The 24,167-nt window shown below is 71.6% G+C and carries 17 protein-coding genes and 1 other RNA gene; 6 read left to right on the top strand and 12 right to left on the bottom strand.

What is annotated here, in order from left to right; all coding sequences use genetic code 11:
- Window positions 1-32: 32 nt before the first annotated feature.
- Window positions 33-1,475 carry an O-acetylhomoserine aminocarboxypropyltransferase/cysteine synthase family protein gene (locus DEI93_RS09635; RefSeq protein ID WP_258372283.1) on the top strand — a complete coding sequence of 481 codons (1,443 nt, stop codon included), beginning with the start codon at window positions 33-35 and terminating at the stop codon, window positions 1,473-1,475.
- Window positions 1,475-2,782, top strand: coding sequence for an LLM class flavin-dependent oxidoreductase (locus tag DEI93_RS09640; RefSeq protein ID WP_111120154.1), 1,308 nt, complete (start codon window positions 1,475-1,477; stop codon window positions 2,780-2,782). The genes DEI93_RS09635 and DEI93_RS09640 overlap by 1 nt, the downstream gene beginning before the upstream one ends.
- A 100-nt stretch (window positions 2,783-2,882) precedes the next feature.
- Here DEI93_RS09640 and DEI93_RS09645 read toward each other — a convergent pair whose 3' ends face one another.
- From DEI93_RS09645 to DEI93_RS09680, 8 genes are all read right to left on the bottom strand, one after another.
- Window positions 2,883-4,538: an APC family permease gene (locus tag DEI93_RS09645; protein WP_220035624.1), complete on the bottom strand. Its 1,656-nt coding sequence runs from the start codon at window positions 4,536-4,538 to the stop codon at window positions 2,883-2,885.
- Between the two features lie 132 nt (window positions 4,539-4,670).
- The gene (locus DEI93_RS09650) at window positions 4,671-5,600 is read right to left on the bottom strand and encodes a hypothetical protein (protein WP_111027162.1); all 930 of its coding nucleotides are present in this window, start codon (window positions 5,598-5,600) and stop codon (window positions 4,671-4,673) included.
- Between the two features lie 360 nt (window positions 5,601-5,960).
- Window positions 5,961-6,338: a transfer-messenger RNA gene (ssrA, locus tag DEI93_RS09655) on the bottom strand.
- A 185-nt stretch (window positions 6,339-6,523) separates the two neighbouring features.
- Complete coding sequence (gene smpB, locus DEI93_RS09660; protein WP_111013736.1) at window positions 6,524-7,000, bottom strand: SsrA-binding protein SmpB; 477 nt, start codon at window positions 6,998-7,000, stop codon at window positions 6,524-6,526.
- A 108-nt stretch (window positions 7,001-7,108) separates the two neighbouring features.
- Window positions 7,109-8,023, bottom strand: coding sequence for a permease-like cell division protein FtsX (gene ftsX, locus DEI93_RS09665; RefSeq protein ID WP_111009261.1), 915 nt, complete (start codon window positions 8,021-8,023; stop codon window positions 7,109-7,111).
- Complete coding sequence (gene ftsE, locus DEI93_RS09670; RefSeq protein ID WP_111120155.1) at window positions 8,020-8,778, bottom strand: cell division ATP-binding protein FtsE; 759 nt, start codon at window positions 8,776-8,778, stop codon at window positions 8,020-8,022. Before ftsE ends, ftsX begins: the two co-directional genes overlap by 4 nt.
- Before the next feature lie 136 nt (window positions 8,779-8,914).
- The gene (gene prfB / locus DEI93_RS09675; RefSeq protein WP_111009263.1) at window positions 8,915-10,021 is read right to left on the bottom strand and encodes a peptide chain release factor 2; all 1,107 of its coding nucleotides are present in this window, start codon (window positions 10,019-10,021) and stop codon (window positions 8,915-8,917) included.
- A 106-nt stretch (window positions 10,022-10,127) separates the two neighbouring features.
- Window positions 10,128-11,294 carry a cysteine desulfurase family protein gene (locus DEI93_RS09680; RefSeq protein ID WP_111009264.1) on the bottom strand — a complete coding sequence of 389 codons (1,167 nt, stop codon included), beginning with the start codon at window positions 11,292-11,294 and terminating at the stop codon, window positions 10,128-10,130.
- 84 nt (window positions 11,295-11,378) lie between these two features.
- Here DEI93_RS09680 and DEI93_RS09685 point away from each other — a divergent pair, with 84 nt between their 5' ends.
- The 3 genes from DEI93_RS09685 (at window position 11,379) to glgB (ending at window position 18,020) form a co-directional block, all read left to right on the top strand.
- Window positions 11,379-13,421 (top strand): glycogen debranching protein, encoded by a 2,043-nt coding sequence (locus tag DEI93_RS09685; protein WP_111120156.1) that lies wholly within the window; start codon window positions 11,379-11,381, stop codon window positions 13,419-13,421.
- Between the two features lie 61 nt (window positions 13,422-13,482).
- The gene (locus DEI93_RS09690; RefSeq protein WP_111120157.1) at window positions 13,483-15,474 is read left to right on the top strand and encodes a maltotransferase domain-containing protein; all 1,992 of its coding nucleotides are present in this window, start codon (window positions 13,483-13,485) and stop codon (window positions 15,472-15,474) included.
- Entirely contained in the window at window positions 15,471-18,020 is a 2,550-nt protein-coding gene (glgB, locus tag DEI93_RS09695; RefSeq protein ID WP_111120158.1) for a 1,4-alpha-glucan branching protein GlgB, read from the top strand. The genes DEI93_RS09690 and glgB overlap by 4 nt, the downstream gene beginning before the upstream one ends.
- A gap of 128 nt (window positions 18,021-18,148) precedes the next feature.
- Here the strand turns inward: glgB and DEI93_RS09700 are convergent, their stop codons facing one another.
- A complete protein-coding gene (locus DEI93_RS09700; protein WP_111120159.1) occupies window positions 18,149-19,144 on the bottom strand; it encodes a tetratricopeptide repeat protein in 996 nt (331 codons plus the stop codon).
- Window positions 19,141-20,898: a DUF8094 domain-containing protein gene (locus DEI93_RS09705; protein ID WP_146244446.1), complete on the bottom strand. Its 1,758-nt coding sequence runs from the start codon at window positions 20,896-20,898 to the stop codon at window positions 19,141-19,143. The genes DEI93_RS09700 and DEI93_RS09705 overlap by 4 nt, the downstream gene beginning before the upstream one ends.
- A gap of 304 nt (window positions 20,899-21,202) precedes the next feature.
- Between DEI93_RS09705 and DEI93_RS09710 the strand changes: the two genes are divergently transcribed.
- Window positions 21,203-23,053, top strand: a complete 1,851-nt coding sequence (locus tag DEI93_RS09710; protein WP_111120160.1) for a DivIVA domain-containing protein — start codon at window positions 21,203-21,205, stop codon at window positions 23,051-23,053.
- A 53-nt stretch (window positions 23,054-23,106) separates the two neighbouring features.
- Here the strand turns inward: DEI93_RS09710 and DEI93_RS09715 are convergent, their stop codons facing one another.
- Together DEI93_RS09715 and DEI93_RS09720 are read right to left on the bottom strand one after the other, a co-directional pair.
- Window positions 23,107-23,862 (bottom strand): alpha/beta hydrolase, encoded by a 756-nt coding sequence (locus DEI93_RS09715; RefSeq protein ID WP_111009271.1) that lies wholly within the window; start codon window positions 23,860-23,862, stop codon window positions 23,107-23,109.
- Window positions 23,859-24,155 (bottom strand): Rv1322 family protein, encoded by a 297-nt coding sequence (locus DEI93_RS09720; protein ID WP_181434894.1) that lies wholly within the window; start codon window positions 24,153-24,155, stop codon window positions 23,859-23,861. Before DEI93_RS09720 ends, DEI93_RS09715 begins: the two co-directional genes overlap by 4 nt.
- Between the last annotated feature and the right edge of the window lie 12 nt (window positions 24,156-24,167).

Consider the following 24,167-nt stretch of genomic DNA (forward strand, 5'->3'; position numbering starts at 1 on the left):
GGTGCGCCGGCAGAGGCAGAGAGAGGTGGGACGTGCCCGAGAGCGACACGGCGACGGCGGGGTTCGGGTTCAGCACCGAGCAGGTGCACGGCGGGGTCGTGCCCGACTCGGCGCACGGCGCGCGGATCACCCCGATCCACATGTCGTCCGGCTTCCTGTTCGACGACTTCGGGCAGGCGCGCGACCGGTTCGCCGGCGACGACGCCGGGTACACGTACACACGGCTCGGCAACCCGACGAACGCATCGCTCGAGCGCCGCGTCGCCGTCCTCGAGCGCGGGGTCGAGGCGATCCTCGTCGGCAGCGGACAGGCCGCGGTGACCGTGGCGCTCCTCGGTCTGCTGCAGGCCGGCGACCACGTCGTGTCGGCGTCGAGCATCTACGAGGGCACCCGCGGCCTCCTGCTGCAGAACCTCGGACGACTCGGGATCAGCGTGGACTTCGTGGACGACGCCCGTGACCCGGACGCCTGGCGGGCGCTGATCCGCCCCGAGACGCGGCTCCTGTTCGGCGAGTCGATCCCGAACCCGAAGAACGACGTCCTCGACATCGCGATGGTCGCCACGGTGGCGCACGAGCACGGCGTACCGCTGGTCGTCGACAACACACTCGCCACGCCGTACCTCGTCCGGCCGCTCGAGCACGGCGCGGACATCGTGGTGCACTCCGCGTCGAAGTTCCTGGCGGGACACGGCTCCGCCATCGGTGGGGTCGTCGTCGACGGCGGTCGCTTCGACTGGGCTGCCACGGGCGGCCGGTTCCCCCATCTGACCGAACCGGACCGCGCGCTCGGCGGCCGGAGCCACGTCGACCGCCACGGGCACCGGGCGTTCGTCGTGTACGCACGCGACGTCGTCGCCGCACGGCTCGGCCCCACCCCCTCGCCCTTCAACGCGTTCCTCATCCAGCAGGGCGTCGAGACGCTCTCGCTGCGCATGGAGCGCCACGGCGCGAACGCGCTGACGATCGCCCGGTGGCTCGACGCGCAGCCCGAGGTCGCGAACGTGGACCACGCGGGGCTGGAGTCCAACCCCTACCACGACCTCGCGACGCGCTACCTGCCGCGTGGGGCCGGTTCGGTGTTCGCCTTCTCGCTCGCGGGCGGACGGGACGCCGCCCAGCGGTTCGTCGACGCACTCGGCCTGTTCAGTCGCATGACGCACCTCGGCGACGTCCGGTCACTCATCCTGCATCCGGCGTCGACGACGCATGCCCAGCGGACGCCCGAGGAACGCGCCGCAACCGGCATCGACGAGGGCCTGCTGCGCGTCTCGGTCGGCATCGAGGACGTCGAGGACCTGATCCGCGACCTCGAGCGCGGCTTGGCGGCGGTCCGGTCCGCCGAGGGGCCGGGGGTCGGTCTGCCCGCCGACGGTCCGGGAGGCCCGACACCGGTCGCGGAGACCGCGACCGTGGACGAAGACGTCCGGTCCGGCGAGTTCGGCGCTCCCCACATCGTGCTCGAGGAGATCTGATGCCACGGATGCAGCACTTCGGGTGGTTCTTCGCCCGCGGGTTCGGCCCGCAGGGGTGGGGTCGGCCCGACTGGGACTGGGGGTACGACTGGACCCGTCCGGACCTGTACCAGCAGTCCGTCCGGACACTCGAACAGGCCGGCCTCGACCTCGTCATCGCCGAGGACGCGATCTCGCTCGGCAACCCGTCGACCCTCGACCTGCGCGTCCGGCAGACGTACGGCGGCCCGAAGCACGATCCGCTCCTGCTCGCGCCGTACCTCTTCGCAGCGACGCAACACATCGGCGTCGTGCCGACCGTCAACGCGGGCATCACCCCGCCGTACCTCGCGGCACGACAGGCGTCGACCCTGGCGCACCTGTCGGGCGGTCGGTTCGGGCTCAACGTCGTCACCGACGTCGGGAGCGCGCGGCACGTCGGCGCCGCGCCGCTGCCCCATGACGCCGCGTACGACCGCGCCGAGGAGTGGCTCGGCGTCATCCGGCACCTGTGGCACAGCTGGGGCGAGGACGCCGTCGTGGCCGACACCGACACGTGGCACTTCGCCGACGGCGAGCGCACCGACGGCTCACGGCGTCAGGGCACGTACTTCGACGTCACCGGCCCCCTCAACGCGCTCCCGCTCGCGGACGACCCGGTCATCGTCTCGCCGGGTGGCTCAGGCCGTGGGCTCGCGTTCGCGGGCACCCACTCCGACGTGCAGCTCGCCCTCGCCCCGCTCGACGCCGCCACCGTGCGTGGGTACCGGTCCCGCATCGCCGAGGCGTCCGCCGCTGCGGGCCGGGCGCCGGGTGCTGTCCGGACGATGTTCGTCGTGAAGCCGGAGATCGTGTCCTCGGCGGCCGAGGCCGACCGGCTCGTCGACGCCTCGCGGCACCCGAGCGACGAGGACCTGCTCGTCGTCGCGATGGGCCAGTCGAGCGACCTCGAGACGGACCTCACGACGCTCGACCTCGACGCACCCCTGCCCGCGGGACTGTTCGGCGACCACGTCTCCGCGGGCACGATCCGCGGTCTCGTCGGCGACACCCCGGACGCCCCGCTCCGCGCGCTCCTGACCCGCAAGGCACGGAAGGGCCGGCTCGCGGACCGCACCGGCTTCGTCGGCACGGCGGAGGAGTTCGCCGACTTCGCCGAGGAGCTCGGCGACGACGCCGACAACGACGGCTTCATCCTCTCCGGAGACCTCCACCCCGTCGCGGTCACGCGGATGCTCGCGGACCTCGTCCCGGTCCTCCGTCGCCGCGGTCTGCTCCGTCGCGAGTTCGGTGACGGCGGCCTCCGGGCCAACCTCGCCGACTTCTGACGCTCGACCGCGCCGCGATCACGGGTCCGGGAGCGACGAACGGGAGGCGGTGCGCACGTCGTGCGCACCGCCTCCCGTTCGAAGTGAGCGGAGACCGCGATCAATGGGTGGGCACGGCGTCGACGACGCTGGTCTCCTCGGTCTCGCGGACGTCCTCGGCGGTGCGGAGGATCTCCTCACGGCTCGAGGCGCTGTTCACGGCCCAGTAGTAGATCACGATCGAGAACACCGCGGTGACCGCGATGTCCCACCAGAGCGGGAACCACGGGTGCTTCAGCGGACCGAAGTCGCTGAGGAACACGATGAGACCCATGCCGATGAGGTACGGGAACAGCCACTGCGCGGCCCGCCAGTCCCAGCGCGGCTGGACCGCACGGTTCCCACCGAGCACCCGGTTCAGGATGATGATGACGAAGCCGAGCGCCACCGCGATCCCGAGCTTCCAGTCCGTGGACCAGCCCGTCCACAGGATGATGAGGTTCGCGACGATGAACGACAGGGGTGCGAGGACGCTGGCGGCCGGCAGCCGGTAGGGGCGCTCGGCGTCCGGGATCCGCTTGCGGAACGCACCGAGCGCGAGCGGGGCACCGCCGTACATGAGGACCGAGGCGCTCGTGATGAGGCCGACGAGCGACTGCCAGGACGGGAACGGCAGGAAGCACACGACGCCGATGACGAAGGCGAAGATGAGGCCGAACCATGGCACCGCGCCCTTCGTGATCCACTCGAACGCCCGCGGGAAGTACCCGTTCTTGCTGAGGCCGTACGAGACACGCGACGACGCCGTGACGTAGATGAGGCCGGTGCCACCGGGCGAGATGACCGCGTCGATGTAGATGATGACCGCGAGCCAGGTGATCCCGGCGCCCATGGCGATGTCCGCGAACGGGCCGGTGAACTTCGTGTAGGCACCGGACAGCCAGGTGTGGCCGATCTCGGACGGGTTGAGCGCACCGAGGAAGAAGATCTGGAGCAGCAGGTAGATCACGAGGCCGATGACGACCGAGCCGATGACCGCGCGCGGGATGTCACGCTTCGGGTTGCTCGACTCACCCGCGAGCTGGTCGGCCTGCTCGAACCCGAGCAACGAGAAGATGATGCCCGAGGTCGAGACCGCGGCGAGGATGCCCTTCGCACCCTCGGGAGCGAACCCGTCGGCGGCCGTGAAGTTGCTGCCGTGGAACCCGGAGAACCCGAGCACGATGATGACGAGGACGGGGATGCCGACCTTCCACCAGGTCGCCGCGGAGTTCGTGTTCGCGAGGATCTTGACGCTGAACAGGTTGATCACGGTGAGGATCAGCATGAGGAAGATCGCGACGGCGATGCCCGAGCCCGTGAGGACGCCCGTCGATGGCGTGACGAAGGTCTGCGCCCACTTCCAGTGCTGCGCGTAGTTGATCATCGCCTCGACCTCGATCGGGGCGACCGTCGCGGCCTGCAGCCACGAGAACCAACCGAACGACGCGCCGGCGACGCCACCGAACGCGATGTGCGGGAAGCGAGCCGTGCCTCCGGCGATCGGGAACATGCCGCCGAGCTCGGCGTGGACGAGTGCGAGCACGAGGATCGCGACACCGCCGATCGCCCACGAGATGATCGCCGAGGGACCAGCTGCCTCGAGGGCATGCTGGGAACCGAAGAGCCACCCGGAACCGATGATCGATCCGGTCGAGGCCCAGATGAGCCCGATGAAGCCGACGTTGCGCTTGAGTCCGGTGTCCGGCGGCGTCGTCGTGGTGGTGGTCGTAGCCAAAGTCGCTCCTGTGTCGGATTGCTGAGGACTATGCGACTCTTCCACCATCCGCACCCGGGGAACGTTCAGGCAACGCGATCGGAACACAGCCGTAACCGGATGGAAACACGGCGCCTGTACGATCCCACAGGTTCACTGGCCTTTCTTCGACCCGCCCTTCTTCGGCCCGCCCTTCTTCGACCGGTCCTTTTTCGCCGACGGGTCCTTCCGCTTCGACTTGTCCTTCTGCTTCGACTTGTCCTTCTGCTTCGACTTGTCCTTCTGCTTCGACCGGTCCTTCTGCTTCGACCGGTCCTTCTGCTTCGACTCGTCCCTCTTCTTCGAGGCGTCCCTCTTCAACCGGTCGGGCTGCTGCGCGGGAGCGATGCTCGGCTCGCCCGAAGGCGGCGTGGGGAGCGGCGGGGCCTCGGTCACCGCGACCTGCGGCACGACTCCCACGACGACGGGCGCGTCCGCCATGAGCGCCGCCTCGTCCGGTGTCTCGGCGACGACCACCGCGTCCCCCGGTTCGGGCACGTCGTCGACCACGTGCCCCTCGACCGCCGGGGCAGCGGGGTCGACCACGCGCTCGACGACGACCATCGCACCGTCCTCCGCCAACCGGACGAGCGCGCTCGCGGCCCGGACGCGTGCGGTCAGACGCCCGGCAACCACGTCGGTGCGGGCGTCCTCGAGGAACCGGCGAAGCGCCCGCTCGGCAACACTCCGACCGCGCGGCGCACTGCGATCGAGGCGGTCGAGCTCGCCGACGACTCCCGCGGCACCGTCGACCCGCTCCCCTGCGGCGGTCGCGATCGCCGACGCGACGACCACCGCCGCCCGCTCGACGGCCGAGGACCGGTCATCGAGCACGAGCACCATCTCGAAGCCGTTCGCGGTGCTCACGGTCTCGACCCGCACCGGGTCGCTGCCACGACCACGCAGGACGAGACGCGCCTCCGGCGTGGGCAGCCAGCGGACGACCGCGGCGAGCGTGGCGACGGCCTGCACGGTCCGCTCGTAGTCGGACAGCCCGAGCCGCTCCCGAGCGGCGAGCCGGACCCGGATCGCGATCTCCTGCACGTGCGTCCTCCCGTCGACGGGCCACCCGCACCGCGGGACCCTCGTGTGAGCGAGCGGACCGGCGTCCGCCGACCCGACGCCGACGGTACCGACGGGAGGCGCTCGATCGATCGTGCTACGCAGGCAGCCCACAGGAACCCGGCCTCGCAGGTACCCAGGCCGGGAGTACCTGGGTCTCCGAGCACCGATGAGCCCCGGAGAACCGCCGGGCCCCGGAGAACCGCCGGGCGCCGGAGAACCGCTGGGTGCTGGAGATGGGGGCGCTGAAATGTCCGAGGCCGCACCGGCGCCCGCGGAGCGGAACCGGTGCGGCCTCGGACGACCACGTGTGTGACAGTGACCCCGCGGATCGATCCGCAGTGGTGGAGATGGGGGGAATTGAACCCCCGTCCATCGCTGTGATTCGACGTCTTCTACGGGCGTAGCCAGATGAGGCGTTCTGCTCGACTCCGTCCTTTGCTACTGGCTTCTAGGACGACGAGCCCAGCCCGGATGCAAGTCCCGCGTGACCTCCGGACGGAATCACGCAGCGAGTCCCCTGGATGACGCCGGACACGGGATAGGGAACGATCACCCGGCCGACGGACTTCATGTGGCTCTACTGCTTACGCAGCGAGAGCGAAGTCAGTGCGCTTGGAATTGGCACTTGTTGTTTTCCACGGATCGTTGACGAGATGACCGTGGATCCTCGGCCCGCTTCCCGTCGGCACGCAGGCGATGTCGAAACCGATCATCCCCATGACGGAGGGCCACTGTCACACTGTGGAGTTGTCAGCGCCGCGTGAGCGGCACCACACGCCTCGTGGTGGAGGCGGTTGCCCAGTCTAGCGCGCTCACACCGGACCCTGCCAGGCCAGCACGGTCCTCCCGGGTCCGCCCGGGGCGAACGGCGCCGGAGCGAACGGCTCGGGAGGCCCGCCCCGTCACTCCCCGAGGTGCCCGCGCGTCGAGATCGCGCGCTCGGCCTCACGGCGGTCCTGGCGCTCACGCAGCGCCTGCCGCTTGTCGTACTCGCGCTTGCCCTTCGCCACGGCGATCTCGACCTTGGCCCGGCCATCCGAGAAGTAGATCTGCAGGGGGACGAGCGTGTACCCGCCCTCCTTCGTCTTGTGGCTGATCTTGACGATCTGCTGCTTGTGGAGGAGCAGCTTGCGCTTGCGGCGGGGCGCGTGGTTGTTCCAGGTGCCCTCGGTGTACTCGGGGATGTGCACGGCGTCGAGCCAGGCCTCACCGCCGTCGATGAAGGCGTACCCGTCGACGAGCGAGGCCCGGCCCTGTCGCAGCGACTTCACCTCGGTGCCCGACAGCACGATGCCGGCCTCGTACGTGTCCTCGATGAGGTAGTCGTGCCGCGCGCGCCGGTTCGTCGCGACGACCTTCTCCCCGCGTTCCTTCGGCATGTCGAGTCCTCTCCGCCGGCCACCGGTGTGTGGCGGCCGCCCAGTCTACCCAACCGGTGTCGACCACCCACGCTTCCCGAACGACAGCCGCAGCAGCGCGCGGGAAGGTCAGACCTTGAGGTACCGCCGGATCGCGACGCTCGCGGACAGCGCCGCCAGGATGCCGCCGATGACCACCACCGCTGGCACCACCAGCACCGTCTCGCTCATGCCGATGAACGGCGTGCCCGTGAACCGCGTCGCGAGGTAGCCACGCACGAAGAACCAGACGACGGCGACGATCGCTCCCCCGGCGAGGACCGCCCCGATGAGCGAGGCGATCACCCCCTCGAGGATGAACGGTGTCTGGATGAACCGGTTCGACGCACCGACCAGCCGCATGATGCCGAGCTCTCGACGTCGCGAGAACGCCGACAACCGGATGGTCGTCGCGATGAGGAGCACCGCGGCCACGAGCATGAGGGCCGCGATGCCGACCGCCGTGTACGACGACGCGTTGAGCACCGAGAAGATCGGCTGCAGGTACCCCCGCTGGTCGACGACGCTCTGCACCCCTGCGAGCTTCGACAGGCTCTCGATGAGCACGTCGGACTGTGACGGGTCCTTGAGGTTCACCCAGAAGGTCTCGTTGAGGTACTGCGGCTTGACGAACTCGGTCGCCGGGGAGTCCTTGAACTGCGACTTGAAGCGTGTGTACGCCTGGTCCTGCGTCTCGAAGTAGGTCTTCTGGATGAACGGCTTGAGCGTCGACGAACGGAGCTGCTCCTCGACCTGCTGACGCTGGTCGGCCGTCGCCTTGGCCCCGGTGCAGTTCCCCGTCGTGTCCGTGTCGGTGCACAGGTACACGGCGACCTGCGCCCGGTCGTACCAGTACCCCTTCATCTGGGTGATCTGCATCTGCAGCAGGATCGCGGTGCCGACGAACGTCAGCGAGATGAACGTCACGAGCACGACCGACACGACCATGGACGCGTTGCGGCGGAGGCCGGAGCCGACCTCCGACATGACGAGCCCGAGCCTCATCGGACCATCCCCGGCAGCGTCTGGATGCCCGTGGTGGTCGACACCGGCTGCTGCCGCACGATCGGCACCGCCTGCGTCTGGTAGCCACCGGACTGCTCGTCGCGGAGCACGTTGCCCGCCGACAGCTCGATCACGCGACGCTGCATCTGGTTCACGATGCCGGCGTCGTGCGTCGCCATGAGCACGGTGGTCCCGCCCTGGTTGATGCGCTCGAGCAGGGCCATGATGCCCGCCGAGGTCGTCGGGTCGAGGTTGCCCGTGGGCTCGTCCGCGAGCAGGATCGCGGGCTTGTTCACGACCGCACGGGCGATCGCGACGCGCTGCTGCTCACCACCGGAGAGCTCGTGCGGCAGGCGGTTCGCCTTGCCCGACAGTCCGACCATCTTGAGCACGTCCGGCACGGCCTCGCCGATGAACCCCTTGCTCTTGCCGATCACCTGCAGCGTGAACGCCACGTTGTCGAAGACGTTCTTGTTGGGCAGCAGCCGGAAGTCCTGGAACACCACCCCGAGGTTGCGGCGGAAGTAGGGGACCTTGCGCGATGACAGGGAGCCGAGCCGCTGCCCGAGGACGTGGATCTGACCCTTGGTGGGGCGCTCCTCCTTGAGGACGAGCCGCAGGAAGCTGGACTTGCCGGAGCCGGAGGCCCCGACGAGGAACACGAACTCGCCCTTGAGGATCTCGAGAGTGAGGTCGTTGAGCGCCGGATTCGGGTTGCCCGAATACACCTTGGTGACCTGGTCGAATCTGATCATGACCCGATCAGGGTAGGTGCCGTTCCTCGGAACGCAAGTCAGGCGCGCGGTTCGCGGCCGGGAGGGACGGGGCCGGTCCCGGCGCCGTCGTCACGGGCTCCTCAGGCGGCGACGCGCAACGCTGGCGCGTTGCCTGTCAGGCGTCGCCGCGCTTGCGCCACCGGATCCCGGCGTTGAGGAAGCCGTCGAGGTCGCCGTCGAACACGGCACTCGGGTTGTTGACCTCGTACTCACTCCGGAGGTCCTTGACCATCTGGTACGGCGCGAGCACGTACGAGCGGATCTGGTCCCCCCAGCTCGCCGTGATGTTCCCGGCGAGCTCCTTCTTCTTCGCGTTCTCCTCTTCCTTCTTGAGGAGCAGGAGGCGCGACTGCAGCACGCGCATCGCCGCGGCGCGGTTCTGGATCTGGGACTTCTCGTTCTGCATCGAGACGACGGTGCCGGTCGGGATGTGCGTCAGGCGGACGGCGGAGTCCGTCGTGTTCACCGACTGTCCACCCGGGCCGGAGGACCGGAACACGTCGACCCGGATGTCGTTCTCGGGGATGTCGATGGCCTCGGTCTCCTCCATGAGCGGGATGACCTCGACCGCGGCGAAGGACGTCTGGCGCTTGCCTGCGGCGCCGAACGGCGACATCCGGACGAGGCGGTGGGTGCCGGCCTCGACCGACAGGTTGCCGAACGCGTACGGGGCGTCGACCTCGAACGTCGCGGACTTGATCCCGGCCTCTTCCGCGTAGCTGGTGTCCATCACCTGGACCGGGAACCCGTGCTGCTCGGCGTACCGGAGGTACATGCGCAGGAGCATCTCGGCGAAGTCCGCGGCATCGACACCGCCCGCGCCGGCGCGGATCGTGATGACGGCCGGGCGTGCGTCGTACTCGCCGTCGAGGAGCGTCTGCACCTCGAGCTCGCCCATCGTCCGCGAGAGGGCGGTCAGCTCGTCGCGGGCCTCCTGCGCGCTCTCCTCGTCCTCGGCCTCGTTCGCCATGTCGACGAGGACCTCGAGGTCGTCGAGGCGCTGCTCGGTCTCGGTGATCTTCTTGAGCTCGGCCTGCCGGTGGCTCAACGCGCTCGTCACCTGCTGCGCGTGCGCGGTGTCGTCCCACAGATCAGGCGCGCCGGCCTGCTCGCTCAGCTCGGCGATCTCACGCTCGAGGCGGTCCACGTCGACCACCGAGCGGATGTTCCCGAACGTCTCGCGGAGGGCGGAGATCTGCTCGCTGATGTCCAGTTCGACCATGATCGACAAGCCTACCGGCCCAGCCGCCACCGTCCCCGCGGCCGGGGTCGGCAGTGGAGCATGCGCGGCGGCACCGTCCGCGCCACCGTCGTCCCGGCTGGCGGCCTCAGCGGGCGCCGATGGCGGGCGCGTGTCCGGCCATGCCCGCGCGGGTGGCTCGTCGGACCGCGTCGGGCAGTGCATCGAGGAACGCGGCCACGTCGTCCGCCGTGCTCGTGTGCCCGAGGGTGATCCGCAGCGCGCCGCGAGCGGTCTCCTCGGACAGACCCATGGCGAGCAGGACGTGCGAGGGCTCGGGCACCCCGGCCTGGCACGCCGACCCCGTCGAGACCGCGACGCCTGCCGCGTCGAGCAGGAACAGCAGGGAGTCCCCCTCGCACCCCGGGAACGTGAAGTGCGCGTTCCCCGGCAAGCGGTCCACCGGGTCGCCGCGCAGCACCGCGGTCGGGACGCGCTCCGCGACCCCGGCGACGAGCGCCTGCCGGAGCGGCGTGAGGTCCGGGTGGGGCGCCGACGCGGCGACGCCGAACGCCGCGGCCGCCGCCGCGTCCTGCGTCCCGGACCGGACCTGCCGCTGCTGCCCACCACCGTGGAGGAGCGGCTCGACCACGGCGGTCCGCGACAGGACGAGCGCACCGATCCCGACGGGGCCGCCGATCTTGTGCGCCGAGACGCTCATGGCGTCGACACCGCTGCTGTGGAAGTCGACGGGCACCTGGCCGAACGCCGAGACCGCGTCACAGTGGACGGGCACGCCCGCCGCGTGCGCCAGGCGGACGACGTCGGCCACGGGCTGGATCGTGCCGACCTCGTTGTTGGCCCACAGGAACGTGACCAGGGCGACGTCCGCGGGATCGGCGAGCGCCGCCTCCAGGGCGACGAGGTCGAGGCGACCCCGCTCGTCGAGCGGGACCACGTCGACGACCGCGCCCTCGTGCCGGGCGAGCCACTCGACGGTGTCGACGGTCGCGTGGTGCTCCCCGGCGGGTACCACGACGCGTGGTCGACGGGCGTCGCGCTGCCGGGCCCAGTACAGGCCCTTCACGCCGAGGTTGACGCTCTCCGTGCCACCCGAGGTGAAGACGACCTCGACCGGATCGGCGCCGAGCGAGCGGGCGACCCGTTCCCGGCCGGTCTCGAGCGTCGTGCGCGCCCCCTGGCCTGCGCTGTGGATGGACGCGGGATTGCCGACCACCGACAGCGCACGCGTGTACTCGGCGAGCGCGGCGGGCAGCATCGGCGTCGTCGCAGCGTGGTCGAGGTAGACCGGCACGGTGCCTCCCGGGTGGTGCGTCCTCGCGCCCCCGGCCGTGGGCGCCTCCACAGGGTACGCCGGTCGCTCGCTAGCCTTGATCGGGTGCAGACCGTCGACATCGTGCCCGAGCCGGGGCTCCGTCCCGACGCTGACGGCGCGTCGTTCGCCGTCCGTTCCGCCACCGCGACCGCGGTGACCCTCGTGGTCGACGCCTCCGCGTCCCACGGTCCGATCCGCGTCCCCCTGCAGCGCGACGGCGACGTCTGGACCGGCCGCGCCGACGGCGCCCGTGTGGGCGACACCTACCACCTGCTCGCGGACGGACCACGGGGTGCGCGCGACGACTTCGACCCCCTCCGTCCGCTGCTCGACCCGTACGCGCGCGGGATCGAGCCGGCCGGCGACGGCTGGACCTCGGTCGTGGTGGACGAGGGCTTCGACTGGGGCGGCGTGCCGAAGCCGGGCACGCCCGTCGACCGGACCGTCCTGTACGAGGCACACGTCCGCACCCTGACCGCCGGCAACCCGGCCGTGCCCGAGCACCTGCGCGGCACCTATGCGGGACTGGCGCACGAGAGCACGATCGCCCACCTCCGGCGGCTCGGGGTGACCGCGGTCGAGCTCCTGCCCGTGCACGCCTTCCGCTCCGAGGAGTGGCTCCGGCGAGCCGGGCGCGAGAACGCCTGGGGGTACAACACGCTCGGGTTCCACGCCCCGCACGCGCCCTACGCGTCGGCGAGCGCCCGGGCGGCCGGGGCGACCGCGGTGCTGCGCGAGTTCAAGGGCATGGTCCGGCTCCTGCACGAAGCCGGCATCGAGGTCGTGCTCGACGTCGTCTACAACCACACGGCGGAAGAGGGCCTCGGCGGCCCGACGTCCGGACTGCGCGGGCTCGACGGGGCGACGGCGTACCGCTGGGCGGAGGAACCAGCGGCGGGCGCCGAGCGGTACTTCGACACCTCCGGATGCGGCAACACCCTGGACACGTCCCAGCCGGCGATCGCGGACCTCGTCGTCGACAGCCTGCGGTACTGGGCACGTGAGGTCCAGGTCGACGGGTTCCGGTTCGACCTCATGGCGGCCCTGGCACGGGACGCCCACCACCGGTTCGACCCGGCACACCCGCTCCTGCAACGCCTGCGCGACGACCCGCTCCTGCAGGACGTCAAGCTCATCGCCGAGCCCTGGGACGTGGGGCCGGACGGGTGGCGGACGGGTGCCTTCGGCCCGCGCATCGCCGAGTGGAACGACGGCTTCCGCGACACGGTCCGGCAGTTCTGGCTCACCGACATCGCCCGGGAGCGCCGCGACGGCAGCCCGATGACGGGCATCGGTGCCCTCGCGGGTGTGCTCGCCGGGTCCCGTCACGTCTTCGGCGCGGACCGTGGCCCCACGGCGGCGGTGAACTTCGTCACGGCGCACGACGGCTTCACGATGCGTGACCTCGTGTCGTACGACCACAAGCACAACGAGGCGAACGGCGAGGACAACCGCGACGGCACGGACGACAACCGCTCGTTCAACCACGGCGTGGAGGGGCCGACCGACGACCGCGGGGTCCGTGCCGCACGGCAACGGTCCCTCCGGAACCTCATGGGCACGCTGCTGCTGTCCGCGGGCGTGCCGATGATCACCGCCGGCGACGAACGAGGTCGGACCCAGCACGGCAACAACAACCCGTACGCCATCACGGACGCGTCGATGTGGGTCGACTGGAGCCCGGACCCGGACGTCGAGTGGATGGTCGAGCAGACCGCGGCCCTCGTGCGTCTCCGGGCGGCGCACCCGGCCCTCCGGCCGTCGCGCTTCGGCACCGACGGCGCCGACACGCCCTCGGCGACCAGGATGACCTGGTACGCGACCGACGGCACCCCGATGACGGACGACCGATGGGACGAGCCGACGCACCGGGCGCTGCAGTACTTCGCCGAGTCGACGCCCGAGGACGAACCGGACGACCGCGTGCTCGTGATCGTCCACGGCAGTGGACGCACCCGCGACATGACCCTCCCGGCGCACGGCGACGTCGACGCCTACCGCCTGGTCTGGTCGAGCGAGAAGCACCGCGACCACGAGCGGCACCGGTCCGTCGGCGCGGTGTTCACTGCCTACGGACCGGGCATCCACGTGTTCGAGATCGTCTGAGCGTCGCCCGCGCCAGGGCCCGCGGCGGACCCGCCCGCGGTCCTCCGAGTACGGTCGAACCGTGGCCACTGCAGACCGACCCGTCATCGGGCGCATCCCCATCACCGCGATCGAACCCTCGACGCCGAACGGCTTCCCGAGCAAGGCGTTCGACTCCGAGGTCGTCACCTTCGCCGCGACCGTGTTCCGAGAGGGCCACGGCGTCATCGGGGCGGACCTCGCGCTCGAGCGCCCCGACGGCGCCGTCCGGGCGGTGCCGATGGCACTCGTCGGCGAGGGCACCGACCGCTACGCCGCGACCGTGCAGGTCGACTCGGTCGGTCTCTGGACCTGGCACGTCGAGTCCTACGCCGACGACTGGGCGACGTGGATCCACGCGGCACGGTTGAAGATCGCCGCGGGCGTCGACACCGAGGCGACCCTGCTGGACGGCGCGGTGCTGCTCGACCGACTCGCCGACGAGGCCGAGTCGACCGCGGCCGCCGACGCGGCCGCCGTGATGCGCGACACGGACCGCTCCCCCGCCGCACGCCTGGCCGCCGCCGACGACCCGCGCGTGACCGCCGCGCTCGTGGACGCACCGCTCACCTCGCTCCGCACGACCTCCGCGACGCAGGAGCTCGACGTCGAGCGCACCCGCGCCGGCGTCGGGGCCTGGTACGAGTTCTTCCCGCGCAGCGAGGGCGCGCGCCGACAGGCCGACGGCACATGGCGGAGCGGGACGTTCCGCACTGCCGCGCGCCGCCTCCCGGGAGTGGCGCGCATGGGGTTCGACGTGATCTACCTCCCCCCGATCCACCCGATCGGCGTCACCGCACGCAAGGGGCCGAACAACACGCTGCACGCCGGCCCGGCGGACCCGGGCAGTCCCTGGGCGATCGGCAGTGCCGACGGTGGACACGACGCGATCCACCCCGACCTCGGCAACGAGGAGGACTTCCGCTCCTTCGTGGAGACAGCGAAGAACACGGGCATGGAGGTCGCGCTCGACTTCGCGCTCCAGTGCTCGCCGGACCACCCGTGGGTCACCGAGCACCCCGACTGGTTCACGCAGCGCGCCGACGGCTCGATCGCGACCGCGGAGAACCCGCCGAAGCGCTACCAGGACATCTACCCGATCCAGTTCGACACCGACCCCGAGGGCATCGTCACCGAGGTCCTCCGTGTCCTCCGGCACTGGATCTCGTTCGGCGTCGGCATCTTCCGTGTCGACAACCCGCACACGAAGCCGCTGTGGTTCTGGGAGCGCGTGATCCGCGAGATCCGCACGGAGAACCCGGAGATCGTGTTCCTCGCCGAGGCGTTCACGCGTCCGCCGATGATGCGCGCGCTCGCCGAGGCCGGGTTCACGCAGTCCTACACGTACTTCACGTGGCGCAACACCAAGGAGGAGATCGAGTCCTACCTGGACGAGCTCGCGCACGAGACGAGCGCCTACCTCCGGCCGAACCTGTTCGTGAACACCCCGGACATCCTCTCGGAGTACCTGCAGTTCGGCGGGCGCGCGGGCTACAAGGTGCGGGCCGCGCTCGCGGCGACGGGTGCCGCCACCTGGGGCATGTACGCCGGCTACGAGCTGTTCGAGGACGTCGCCCGGCCGGGCAGCGAGGAGAACATCGACAACGAGAAGTACGAGTACAAGCCCCGGGACTTCGGTGCCGCCGAGGCCGCCGGAGCATCGCTCGCGCCGTACGTGACGATGCTCAACCGCTTCCGGTCCGCCCACCCCGCGCTGCGTCAGCTCCGCAACCTGCACGTGCACCACACCGACAACGACGCGATCGTCGCCTACTCGAAGCACCTGCCCGGCACGTACACCCGGTCGGGCCGCTCGGACACCGTCATCGTCGTCGCGAACGTCGACCCGCACTCGGCCCGCGAGGCGACCGTGTTCCTCGACCTCGCCGCGCTCGGGCTCCCGACCGACAGGCTGTTCGACGTGCGCGACGTCGTCACCGGCGCCCGCTGGACCTGGGGCGCCGCCAACTACGTGCGCCTGGACGCCTTCCAGGAACCCGTGCACCTGCTCGTCGTGGAGGGACCACACCGATGACCGAGACCACCGAACCCACGCGCGAGCCCGACGAGGACCGCCCCGCACGGCGTTCGACCTTCGTCCCGACGGCGTCGGCGCCCCGTGACGAACCGAACACGTCCGCGCCCGGCGAGGACCTGCCCGGCGCGCCCGCGACGGCCGCCGAGGCCCCGGACCGCTCGGTCGCCGAGGCCGACACGCTCGCCGGCCACGGGGCGAGTGCCACGACCGACGACACGGACGCCGCGGCCACGGCGACCGACGCAATCGTCCCCGCGGGCGCGACGACGCCGGGTGCGACCAGGACGGACACCCGGGTCGAGCCGACGGGCGCGGGCACGGCCTCCCGGCCGACCGACACCGATGTCGACACAGACGCCGCCGGAGCGAGGACCGATGTCGCACCGGCCGCGGAGCCGGTCCCCGGCACCGTCGATGAGTGGCTCCTGCAGCAGGTCGCCGAGGGCCGATGGTCGCAGCCCCACGACGTCCTCGGCCCGCACCCGGTCGACGGCGGTACGAGTGTGCGCGTCGTGCGTCACCTCGCGAACGCCGTCACGCTCGTGCTCCCCGACGGCACGGCCGCGCCCCTGCACCACGAGGGGTTCGGGGTCTGGGCCGGTGCCCTGCCCGGCACCGTGACGAGCTACCGCGTCGAGGCCGAGTACGACGACGAGACGTGGACGAGTGACGACGCCTACCGCTTCGCCCCGACCCTCGGTGACGTCGACCTGCACCTGTTCGCCGAGGGCCGCCACGAGCAGCTCTGGCACCTCATGGGTGCGCACCTCCGGTCGATCGACGGCGTCGAGGGCGTCTCGTTCGCGGTGTGGGCGCCTCGTGCCACGGCGGTGCGGGTGATCGGTGACTTCGAGGGCTGGTCCGGTCGGACCACCTCGATGCGCAAGCTGGGCGGTCTGGGCGTGTGGGAGCTGTTCGTTCCCGGCGCGAAGGACGGCCAGCGGTACAAGTTCCAGATCCTGACCGACGGCGGCTGGGTGGAGCGAGCCGACCCGTTCGCGCGCCGGACCGAGGTCCCGCCGCTCACCGCGAGCGTCATCACCCGCGCCACCCACGAGTGGAGCGACGGCGATCGCGCCTGGATGGAACGGCGGGCTCGGACGAGCACGCACGACCACCCGATGAGCGTCTACGAGGTCCACCTCGGGTCCTGGCGCCCCGGCCTGTCGTACCGCGAGGTCGCGGACGACCTCATCGGGCACGTGCAGCACCTCGGGTTCACGCACGTCGAGTTCCTGCCGCTCGCGGAGCACCCCTTCGGCGGTTCGTGGGGCTACCAGGTCACCGGCTACTACGCCCCGACCGCTCGGTTCGGCAGCCCCGACGACCTCCGCTACCTCATCGACCGTCTGCACGAAGCCGGCATCGGCGTCATCATGGACTGGGTGCCGGGACACTTCCCGAAGGACGAGTGGGCGCTCGCCAAGTTCGACGGCTACGCGCTGTTCGAGCACCCGGACCCCCGGCGCGGCGAGCAGCTCGACTGGGGCACGTACGTGTTCGACTTCGGTCAGCCGCAGGTCCGGAACTTCCTCGTCGCGAACGCCCTGTACTGGCTCGAGGAGTTCCACATCGACGGTCTCCGCGTCGACGCCGTCGCCTCGATCCTCTACCTCGACTACTCGCGCACCGAGTGGCTGCCGAACAAGTACGGCGGACGCGAGTACCTCGAGGCGATCTCGTTCCTGCAGGAGACGAACGCGACGGCCTACAAGCGCTACCCGGGCATCGTCATGATCGCCGAGGAGTCCACCTCGTGGCCCGGCGTCACCCGTCCCACGAGCGAGGGCGGCCTCGGGTTCGGGCAGAAGTGGAACATGGGCTGGATGCACGACTCGCTCGAGTACATCCACCGCGAGCCCGTGTACCGCTCCTACCACCACGACGAGATCACGTTCTCGTTCGTCTACGCGTTCAGCGAGCAGTTCACGCTGCCGATCAGCCACGACGAGGTCGTGTACGGCAAGGGCTCGCTGTACGGCAAGATGCCCGGCGACCAGTGGCAGCGCCTGGCGAACGTCCGCGCGTACCTGTCGTTCATGTGGGCCCACCCCGGCAAGCAGCTGCTGTTCATGGGGCAGGAGTTCGCGCAGCCGAGCGAGTGGAACGAAGCTGGCGGACTCGACTGGTGGCTCCTCGACGACCCGGGACACCGCGGCGTGCAGGACCTCGTGGCCGAGCTGAACCGCGTGTACGTCGCGAGCCCGGCACTGTGGACCCACGACGACTCCCCGGAGGGGTTCGAGTGGCTCGAGGGTGGCGACGCCGAACACTCGACCATCGGTTTCATCCGGAAGGCCGGAGACGAGCGGATCGCCGTGTTCACGAACTTCTCGGGCGTCCCGGTCGAGCGTCGGTTCGGGCTGCCCGAGGCGGGCGTCTGGCGCGAGGTCCTCAACACCGACGCCACCGCGTTCGGCGGCTCCGGGGTGGGCAACATGGGCGCCGTCACCGCCGAGGACCAGCCCTGGGCCGGTCGTCCGGCGTCGGCTGACCTCGTGGTCCCGCCGCTCGGGTCGGTCTGGCTCCGACTGGAGCGGTGAGCGATCGCCGCGCCGCACGCGCGCGGTGACGAACGGAACGGCCGGGAGGCGTGCCTCCCGGCCGTTCCGTTCGCCCTGCGTCCGCTGGGGGGCGCGCCACGAGCCGGTGCCGGCAGGGCGCGCCGGGCTCAGTAGAGCAGCGTCGCGAGCCGACGGCGTGCCGCCACGACCCGTGGGTCGTCGGCACCGACGAGCTCGAAGTACTCCACGAGCCGCGCGCGGACGGCCTCGCGCTCCGCACCGTGCACGGTCGGGAACACGTCGAGGAGGCGACCGAAGGCGTCCTCGACGTGGCCGCCGCTGATGTCGAGGTCGGCGACGCCGAGCTGGGCAGCCGGATCCGTCGGTGCTGCGGCCGCCGCGGCACGGAGCTCGTCGGCGGTCGCGCCCTGCAGCCGGTCGAGGAGCGACACCTGCGCCAGCCCCGCCACGGCCATGCGGTCGTGCGGGTCCTGCGCGATCGCGGTGCGGTACTCGGCGATCGCCGTCGTGTAGTCACCCTGCTCGATCGCGTCGTACGCGGCCTGGTGGTGCGGCGGCAGCGGCTCCGGTTCGGGCTCGGCGTCGGCGTCGGGGGCGCCGCCGGCCACCTGGACGCGTCCGGCGATCCCGTTCTGCGCGGCGGCCTGGAGCACCTGCTCGATGACGTCGCGGACCTCGGCCTCGGGCAGGGCGCCGACGAACAGCCCGAGCGGACGACCACCGATCACGGCGGCGACCGTCGGGATCGACTGTGCCTGGAACGCCTGCGTGAGCTGGGGGTTCGCGTCGACGTCGACCTTGGCGAGGACGATGCGCCCGTCGTACTCCTGCGCGAGGCGCTCGAGCACCGGCGACAGCTGCTTGCACGGCCCGCACCACTCGGCCCAGAGGTCGACGATCACGGGGACCTGCATGGACAGCTCGATGACGTCCTGGAACGTCTGGTCCGTCACGTCGACGACCAGCGAGGGCACCACGAGGGCGTCCGAGACCCCGGCGGCTGCGCCTCCGGGCCCGCCGGGGGCGGCAGCAGCCGCGGACGCCGGAGCCGGAGGTTGCGGCGATGCAGTGCCGCGGTTCACGAGGGACGACAGGTCGACCGCGCCACGGAGACCGGCGGGGGTCGGGGGGATGTTGCTCATTGCACCTCACTCGCTGCGATCAGGCCCTGCGTGAACCCGAGCAGTTCTATCTTGGCCTTGGATCCGACCGGCGGCACCGAGAACAGCACCTGCACGCCGTAGGTCGCGCTGATCCCCTTCGTGCTCGACCCGACCTTCGAGAGCGCCTTCACCGCTCCCTCCGTGTTCAGCGTCGCGCCCGACTGGGTCGGGGTCACCTTCTCGATCTCGTCGAGGCTCGTGGAGACGAGCGCGCCAGCGCCGTTCGTCGCGAGCGCGATGCTCGAGTCGGCCGACGGGACCTCGGACGAGTACGCGATCTTCGCGGTCGAGGACAGGCTCTTCGCCTTCTGGTCCTTGTAGGACTTGCCGATCTTCTGGCGGAGTTCGTCGCCCTCGGACGAGAAGACGTCGGCGTACTGGCTCGCCGTGTCGTTCGCGAGGATGTCCGCGTAGGCGGAGGCCACCTGCCCGGGCGGCAGGGTCAGCAGCTTGACGTCCGGCGAGAGCTGCGCGGCACCGGTGGTGACGGGCGCGACCGACGGGAGCTTCGCGTCCGCCTCGAGCGAGACGTCGTACTCGACCTTGTACTGCGCCCGCGGCGACGCCTGCACCAGCGTCAGGGCCTGCGGAGCGACGTCCTTCTGCTGCTGCGATCCCGTCAGCACGACGAACACCGAACGCGGCCAGGTGTCGGTCTGCTGCGGCAGGGCGACCGAGATGCCCGACGACGGGATCGTCGGCGGGGCGTCGACGTCGGTGTCGCTCCCCCGGATCGTGTAGTTCGCCTTGCGCAGGTCGAGCGCGGACCCGGTGAAGCGCTCCGCGGCCGTGGTGGCGTTCCGCGAGCTGTCCGCCTGCGCCGCGACCGCGGCGACGCGCGCGACGATGCGGCGGATCTGCGGGAGCGTCGCCGCCGTGGGCTCGGCGGCCGCGGCCGGGCCCGCCGTCGCGGTGACGGTCGGCGTCGGCGTCGGCGTACCGGAGGTCCCGTGCGGCCAGTACTCCGACGAACAACCCGCGAGGGCGAGTGTCGTCAGCGCGACGACCGGCACGACCGCGACCATGCGGCGGCCGCGGCGTGGACGCGGCGGGACCTGCGCGCCCGCGGCGACCGCGCGACGGCGCGAGACCCGTGCGCGCGGCGGCCGGGTGCCACCGCTGCGCCGGCGGGGTCCGCGCAGCCGCCGCTGGTGGATGATGGCCCAGATGTAGAGCGCGATGCCGAGCGCGACGAAGAACCCGCCCGCCGTCATCAGAGGGCCGACGAGTGGTGTGGCGGTGTCCCGCGGCCAGGTGACCGAGAGGTGCGCGGGGGCCGGGTCCGACCCGTTCGACACGATGACGAGCGCGGTGTCCGCCGGCAGGTCGACGGTGAAGTCGAGGGTGTGCCCCTCGTACTCGCCGTACCAGAGGTCACTGCCCTTCGGTGACGGGACGTGTCGCTGCGTGCCCGAGACGCGGTCCCGGAGCGATGTGGTCTCGGCGTCGTAGCGGATGGTGTTGTGCCGGGCCTTCCCGACCCAGGCCATCACGTCGGCGGTGCGCCCGTAGGCCGCGAACGCGGTGCCCGTGCCCCCGGAGACGCGGACGCGCTGGTGGCCCGCGTTCGCGACCAGCGTCCGACCCGGGATCACCGTCACCGGAGCGTCGCCCGTCGTGGTCGTCGACGCCACGGTCGAGGAGGGCGGCGCGAACACCGTCCGCTGCCCGACCCCGAGGCCGACGAGCACGACGCCGATGACGAAGCTGATGATCGCCAGGACGAAACGCACGTGTACTCTCCCTCCGCGCCGGGGTGGGTTGCGGCGCGACGCCCCCACGACATCGGACGCGGGGTCCCGCTTCGGATGGCGGGCGCCACGCTCCCGGGGGCCGCGCCGGAGCACGCCGCACGGGCGCGCGGAACGACGGTCCAGGATAGCCAACGAGCCTGGGAGGCGCATCTTCCCGGCGACCGGTGTGGACCGGCGGACGATGCCTGCATGACCGTCGTGCGCTCCCGCCGTGCTCGCCGGACCCACCACTACAATCGACCCCGGGCGGAGCCGCCTCGACGAGTGACATCAGGAGCGACACGTGGCGTACGACGAAGCAGAGTTCGGTTCGGAGCTCCGGGGCTACCGGCGGGACGACGTCGATCGCGCACTCGGTGAGCTGCGCCGTGAGCTCATCAAGTCGAACAACGACCGTGCCGAGGCCGCCAAGGAGATCCGCCTGCTGCAGGCCCGGGTCGACGACCTGCAGTCCGAGCTCGACGAGGCCGGCACGCCGACGTACAGCGGGCTCGGCACCCGGCTCGAGAACACCCTGCGCGTCGCCGAGGAACAGGCGACCCGCCTCATCAGCCAGGCCGACATCGACGCCGAACGGCTCCGTGCGACGAGCAGGACGGAAGCCGCCCGCCTCGTCGCGGACGCCCAGCGCGAGGCGACCGACACCCTCGAGGACGCCCGGGCCCGCGCGACGAGCGACGTGGCCCGAGCACGCGCCGAGGCCGCGGACACGATCGAACGCGCCCGGTCCGAGGCCGGATTGCTGCTCCAGGACGCCCGGAGCGAGGCCTCGGCCACGCGCGGCGCCGCGGTCACCGAAGCCGCCGAGACCCGCTCCGTCGCCGTCCGCGAGACCGCTGCGCTCCGTGCGCAGGTCGAGCGCGAGGTCGCCGAACTGCGCGAGGTCGCCCAGCGCGAGGCCGCAGCGGCACGCGAGGCCGCGGCGGCGCTCGACCGCGAGACCGAACACCGCCGCGGTGTGTTCGAGGCCGAGCACGAGCGACGCACCGCCGAGCTCGAACGCGCGATGCGCGAGGGCCACGAGACACTCGACCACGAACTGCGGAGCGGCCGCGAGTCCTGGGCCAGGGAGCTCCAGGCAGGTCGCGACGCCCTGGCGCTCGAGCTCGAGACCGGACGCGCGCAGCTCGAGGACGAGGTCGCCGGTCGGCTCGAGGCCGTCGACGCGGAACTCGCCAGGCGCCGTGACGACACCGAGGCCGGGCTGGCCGCCGAGCGTGCGGCGTGGGAGCACGAGGCCGTCCGCGCTCGGACGGACCTCGAGCAGGAGCTCAGCGCGGCCCGTGCCCGGTCGGACCAGGAACTGGCCGCGGCGCGCAGCGACCTCGACCACGAGATCGAGTCGGCGCGTGCCGCGATCGCGGTCGACACCGAGCAGACGCGCCTCGAGAACGAGCGCCTGGTGGAGGAGACCGCCGAGCGGATCGCGCGCGAGACCGCCGACCACCAGGCCCGGATCGCGCGGGAGCGGGCCGCCGCGGAGGACGCCGCGGAGCGGGCCGTTGCGGCACACGAGCACGAACTCGCCGAGCGCTCGGCACGGGAGCACGCCGCGCTCGACACCGAGATCGCCGAGCGGCGCACCGCCGAGATCGGCGCGCTGCTCGCCGAGCGGGACGCACTCCGCGAGCAGATCGACGTCGCCCGGGCCGACCTGGACCGTGAGGTCGACGAGATGCGCGCCGCCCTCGCCCGCGAGCGCGAGGACGCCCGCGCCGCCCTCGAGTCCGAGCTCGCCGGTCGCCGCGACGAAGCCGAGCAGGACTACCTGCAGAAGCACCAGGACACCGTCGCGGAGACCCAGAAGTACCTCGACGAGGCGAACCTGCAGCTCGCCGAGGCCGTCCGACGCGCCCACGACGCCCGAGCGGAGGCCGACCGGCTCGACCGCGAGTCACAGGACGCCGCTCGCGCGCGCGCGGACCGCGCGGCCGAGCGTGCGGACGAGACCCTCCGCGACGCCCAGGAGCGCGCCCGCACGCTCGTCGCCGAGGCCGAGGAGCGGACCGCTCGCCTGGTCGCCGACGCGGAGGACCGCCTCGCCGCCATCCGCATGGAGCGCGAGGCGGTGGCCGGGTACCTCGAGAACCTCCGTGGAGCGCTGACGCACGCGGTCGAGGTCCAGCGGGACTGAGCACGAGCCACGGCAGCGCCGCGCCGGCTCCCTCCGACGGCGGGGCGTCCGCCTCAGTCCGCGACCGGCCAGGTGGTCGGCAGCGGCGCGGATCCCGGCACGACCAGGTCGGCGATGGCGTCGAGCACGACCCGGACGGCCCGCTCCCCCACCCAGAGGTGCTTCGCTCCGGCGACGGGGACGACGCGGACGGCCGGCGCGATCGCGAAGCGACGGGCTGCCTCGTCGGGGCGCAAGAAGTCGTCGTGTTCCGGCACGAACGCGACGACGGGGACCTCGAGGTCTCGCCAGCGCGCCAGGACGTCGTCGGTCGTGCGGTGGAGGGGCGGCGACAACAACACCACGCCCGCGACCGCACCGGATCGGACGTGTTCGATGCCGTGCTGCAGGACGACCTCGGTCCCGAAGGACCACCCGACGAGCCACGGCGCCGGGAGCCCGCGGTCACGGACCTCGGCCACGGCCGCACGGAGGTCGAACCCCTCGGTGACGCCGTCCCCGAAGGCACCCTCGGACGTCCCCCGCGGCGACGACACCGAGCGGAAGTTGAAGCGGAGCACCGCGATGGCGGCGAGGGCCGGGAGGCGCGCGGCGGCTTTCCGGAACACGTGGGAGTCCATGAACCCGCCCGCCGTCGGCAGGGGGTGCAGCGTCACGATCGTCCCGGCGGCGGGCCGTCCCTCCGGCTCGGCCAGCTCGCCGACGAGCACGAGGTGGTCGTCGGTGACGAGATCGACCTCCGTGCGCAGCGCGGGCAGCACGACGTCGCTCCGGATCTCGGTGACGCGGTCGTCCGGGGCCGTACTCACGCGATCCTCCAGCAGTGGACGTGCCAGTGCCGACGACTGGCGAGGTCGGCGGCGTCACCGAGGACACCGTCCTGCCGCCACACCACGAGGTGTGCGACACCGGGCTCGATCGTCCCCCCGCACCCCGGACACACGTATGCCTTCTGTGCGGAGGACGCACTGATCGGTTGCACCGTGAACGTCCTGCCGCGCCGCGACTCGGTGCGCGCCCAACCGGTCAGGAGGCGGTCGAGACCGGACTCCTCATCGGGATCCGCGCGCCCGCGTCGCCGGGGCCGGTTGCTCCGCGGCACGCCGGGCGCCGA

It is taken from the genome of Curtobacterium sp. MCBD17_035, from assembly GCF_003234815.2.
In the GTDB taxonomy this organism is placed as follows: domain Bacteria; phylum Actinomycetota; class Actinomycetes; order Actinomycetales; family Microbacteriaceae; genus Curtobacterium.

Bases quoted from the DNA above. Each gene is read 5' to 3' on its own strand.
- DEI93_RS09640 (WP_111120154.1), top strand. From the start codon at position 1,475: ATGCCACGGATGCAGCACTTCGGGTGGTTCTTCGCCCGCGGGTTCGGC.
- smpB (WP_111013736.1), bottom strand. From the start codon at position 7,000: ATGCCGAAGGAACGCGGGGAGAAGGTCGTCGCGACGAACCGGCGCGCG.
- DEI93_RS09700 (WP_111120159.1), bottom strand. From the start codon at position 19,144: ATGAGCAACATCCCCCCGACCCCCGCCGGTCTCCGTGGCGCGGTCGAC.
- glgB (WP_111120158.1), top strand. From the start codon at position 15,471: ATGACCGAGACCACCGAACCCACGCGCGAGCCCGACGAGGACCGCCCC.
- ftsX (WP_111009261.1), bottom strand. From the start codon at position 8,023: ATGAGGCTCGGGCTCGTCATGTCGGAGGTCGGCTCCGGCCTCCGCCGC.
- prfB (WP_111009263.1), bottom strand. From the start codon at position 10,021: ATGGTCGAACTGGACATCAGCGAGCAGATCTCCGCCCTCCGCGAGACG.
- ftsE (WP_111120155.1), bottom strand. From the start codon at position 8,778: ATGATCAGATTCGACCAGGTCACCAAGGTGTATTCGGGCAACCCGAAT.